We start from the raw sequence: 3,356 nt of genomic DNA, 5'->3' as shown, positions 1-3,356 counted from the left end.
CCGGCACGGGCTCCCGTGGTTCTCGAAGCACCACTTCATGCCCTCGTACTTGGCCTCGCGCACCTGCTTGGCACAAGGCTTTGGCACAGCCCCGCCCTGGGCCTGACCACCACGCCCAGGGCGCGGAGCATGGCCCGGCTCATCAGGGTGTCGTAGCGCAAGGCGATGGACTCGATGACGCGCAGAGGAAGCACGGCGCCCTCCCTTAAAGAGCAAGGCCCCGGGATGCCCCAGGGCCTTGCTTGGATTCTCTCGTGCGTTTCGCACAGGCTACGTTGTATCACGCCAATGCCCGGCATGTCCCGGCACAACCCGGCACGACACGGCATGACCCGGCACGATTTTCACGCGCCGCGCCTCTCGCGTTCCATGTCGGCGCGGATGAGGCCCTTGATATAGCCCTGCACGTTGCCGCGCGACTTGACCCATTCGTAGAGCCCCTCGTCGGCCGGGTAGAACTTGACCCCGACCTGCTTGACCTTGTCTCGGGCATACTTCGCGTTCGCCCTCTTCTGGGCGTCGGTGAGAGCCATCACTTCCTCCTTAGCTTCTTGGCGGCGAGTATGACGAGGTCGGCCACCGCGAAGGCGGCCAGCCATCCGAGCACGTCCTCTAGGAATTCCATGTCTCCTCCTGTTAGAATCTGTGGTGACAAGAGCGGGGCCGTGCCCCCGCTCCTGCCGCTACTCGGCTTCCTTGTCCCTCAGGTGCTTTGGTCGGTCCCTGGGCTTGGAAGCCTTTTCTTTCACCGTCTTGAAGATCTCCTTCACCGCCTCGACTATCAGGGCGACGATTACCTTCTCGGCTAGGTCTTCCGGCTTCGTCATCTTCATCACCTCCCTCCTAACAGTTATTAGTATACACGTGTACACATATATATGCAAGTGTACACGTGTATGTAATCACAAGAAAAAGCCCCTCCGGAACTACCCGAAGGGGCGCGACTTAAATGCCTAAGCAGCCAATAGCACCGATGAGCTGGCACGAGCCGAGCGCTTACCCAACCTGCGCCACGCCCAGCCCGTGGACCATCCCCCACATGCCGTAGGCGTCGCACATGTCCATGGCCTGCTCGGCCTTCTGGCGCGCCCACCTGTCGGTGACGCCGGCCTCGCGGCAGACCTCGGGCCACGTCGCGGCCGCGCAGAAGCGCCACCACATGACGTCGGCCGCGGCCCCGCCCATGAGGGCGTCGATGCCGCCCATGCCGGTCTGGCCGTCCCCGTAGATGACCGACGTCGCGCGGTCGATAAGGTCGTAGTCGGCCTCGCGCCTCGCCTCCACCCGGCGCTCGAAGTCGATGCGGGCCTCGGTACGCCTCATGCCGTTTACGTCCTTGCTGGAGCCGCGGCCCTGGGCGTCGTAGCCCTGGGCGCGGACGCCCTCGGACGCCTCCATCTCCGCGAGCCTGCGCGAGATCCTGTCCGCGTCGATGCTCGCCTCGCGCGCCGCCTCGAAGAACTCCCTCGCGTTGGCGTAGCCGCTCTCTGCCATCAAGAAGACCCCAATCAGCCGTCGTCTCACCCGCCTATACATTCTACCTGCGCGTATATGAATCGGGAGGCACTTATCGCCGGTTCACCCAAGCATCGCGGCCATCTACCTAACTTGCATAACTCTCTTAATCAATACACCGTAAATCGGACAATTAGGCGTTGTCCGCACCGGCCATAGGCGGAAAGAGGGGCGGCGGGCAGCGCGGCCAGCGGGAACGCTGCCCGGCCGATGCTTTTCCGGGAAGCCCTCCGTGGTCCTGCCGTGGTCCTCGCCGCCCCGGTGCCAACCTTACCCGCCGAAGGACTCGGCGATGCCCCTGTCGCGCGCCGCCGTCGTGTGCCCGTAGATGCCGAGCGTGGTCTTCACGTCGGCGTGTCCGAGCCTCGCCTTGACGTCGGCGATGGTGAAGCCGCGCTGCAGGGCGAGCGTGGCGTGCGTGTGCCGAAGCGCGTGGGGCGTGATCCGCCGCACGCCCGCCTCAAGACAAGCCGCCCGCAGGGCCTGCCGGACGACCGCGGGCCGCACGATCGCGCCGTCCGGCGAGAGGAGCGCGTCGTCCGGCCGCTTGCCGTCGGCCATGAGGCGCAGGGTCGGCACGATGCGCGAAGGGACGGCGAGGCGCCTGTCCTCCCCTCTCTTGGCCGTGGGCTGGCGGAAGAGGCCGCCGCGCTCGCAGACGGTGCCGCAGACGTAGACGTCGGGCACCTGAGGGCGGAGGTCCCGCACGCGCAGCGCCAGGGCCTCGCCCAGGCGCATCCCTGTGCAGGCGATGAGGTCGAGCGCCGTCATGGCGCACTGCCACTCGCTGTACTCGCCGGCCTCCGGCTCGTCGGCCCTCAGCCGGGCGGCGAGCGCGCGCAGCTCCTCCTCGTCGAGGGCCTTGCCGGAGGCGTCGGGGTTGCCGGCGCTCGGGTGGATGGCGTCCGCGGCCGGGTTGGATCGCACCCATCCCTGGCGGGCCATCCACGAGAAGGCCCCGCTCATGAACTGGTGGTAGCCGTTGACGGTCGTGGCCGAGAGCCCGCGCGAGAGGAGCTGCGACTCCACCGACGAGACCATGCCGGGCGTGACCTCGCAGGCCGGCACGGCGGGGAAGACCTCGCCCAGGCGCCTTGCGTAGCCCAGGTAGTCGTGCGCCGTGTTGGCCTTGGGCGCGCGCCCCGCGGCCCCCTTCTCCGCCACCTCCTCGGCGTAGCGCGCGAGCGCGCCCTGGATGGACGCGCCGGACGCCCCGGCGGCGTAGGCCTCGGCCATGGCGCGGGCCTCCTCGGCGTCCCTCGCCCCGGGGAAGGCCTTGACCTTGCGGGCGCGGCGGCCGGTGGCGGGGTCCGCCGGGAAGATGACCCTGGCGCGCCAGACGCCGTCCCTACCTTGGTAGACGCTCGCCCCCGTCATCGCACCTCCAATCTCCCGTGACCAGTCGCCATGCGTAGTTGTTCGCCTTGCCCAGGTCGATGGCCGGGTCGTCCTTCTCGCCTGCCCGGTCGGCGTAGCGTATGACCTGCCCCAAAAGGAAGGCCTCGCGCGCGGGCAGCCCGTCTATGACGGCCTCGATCTTGGCGATGGTCTCCACGGCGCCCGACGTGTACCAGCCGGGGTCGCGGACTGTCTCGGCCGCGTCACTCATCGGGGACCACCTCCACAAACGCAACGTTGTTCGTGTTCACGATGTGATTGATCTTCCCGTCGTCGACCCAAAAGACCTGCCAAGTGGCAAGCTGGCCATTCTCGACTTGGTCATAGATGCACTGGGCGTCTACCGTGACCGTGTGCCCCGGAAGACCGGCGAAATGGAACACGGCCTTCTCGCCCCTGTGGTCACTCATCGATTACCACCTCTATCCTATTGACGCACGAGC

At 67.1% G+C, this 3,356-nt stretch carries 6 protein-coding genes; all 6 read right to left on the bottom strand.

Annotated features, from left to right (window positions below; genetic code table 11):
* Positions 1–344 precede the first annotated feature (344 nt).
* On the bottom strand, positions 345–533 hold the full coding sequence (locus tag ACT84W_RS10140) for a hypothetical protein (protein ID WP_444329122.1): 189 nt from the start codon (positions 531–533) through the stop codon (positions 345–347).
* A 150-nt stretch (positions 534–683) separates the two neighbouring features.
* On the bottom strand, positions 684–833 hold the full coding sequence (locus ACT84W_RS10135) for a hypothetical protein (RefSeq protein WP_444329121.1): 150 nt from the start codon (positions 831–833) through the stop codon (positions 684–686).
* A 163-nt stretch (positions 834–996) separates the two neighbouring features.
* Complete coding sequence (locus ACT84W_RS10130; protein WP_417576585.1) at positions 997–1,494, bottom strand: hypothetical protein; 498 nt, start codon at positions 1,492–1,494, stop codon at positions 997–999.
* Positions 1,495–1,785: 291 nt separating this feature from the next.
* Positions 1,786–2,892, bottom strand: coding sequence for a tyrosine-type recombinase/integrase (locus tag ACT84W_RS10125; protein WP_444329120.1), 1,107 nt, complete (start codon positions 2,890–2,892; stop codon positions 1,786–1,788).
* Complete coding sequence (locus tag ACT84W_RS10120) at positions 2,864–3,124, bottom strand: DUF3310 domain-containing protein (RefSeq protein WP_444329119.1); 261 nt, start codon at positions 3,122–3,124, stop codon at positions 2,864–2,866. Before ACT84W_RS10120 ends, ACT84W_RS10125 begins: the two co-directional genes overlap by 29 nt.
* The gene (locus ACT84W_RS10115) at positions 3,117–3,323 is read right to left on the bottom strand and encodes a hypothetical protein (RefSeq protein WP_444329118.1); all 207 of its coding nucleotides are present in this window, start codon (positions 3,321–3,323) and stop codon (positions 3,117–3,119) included. The genes ACT84W_RS10120 and ACT84W_RS10115 overlap by 8 nt, the downstream gene beginning before the upstream one ends.
* Positions 3,324–3,356: the final 33 nt, after the last annotated feature.

The organism is Paratractidigestivibacter sp., from assembly GCF_052362415.1.
Taxonomy (GTDB): Bacteria; Actinomycetota; Coriobacteriia; order Coriobacteriales; family Atopobiaceae; genus Paratractidigestivibacter.
This window is presented reverse-complemented; position numbering and strand designations above follow the sequence as displayed.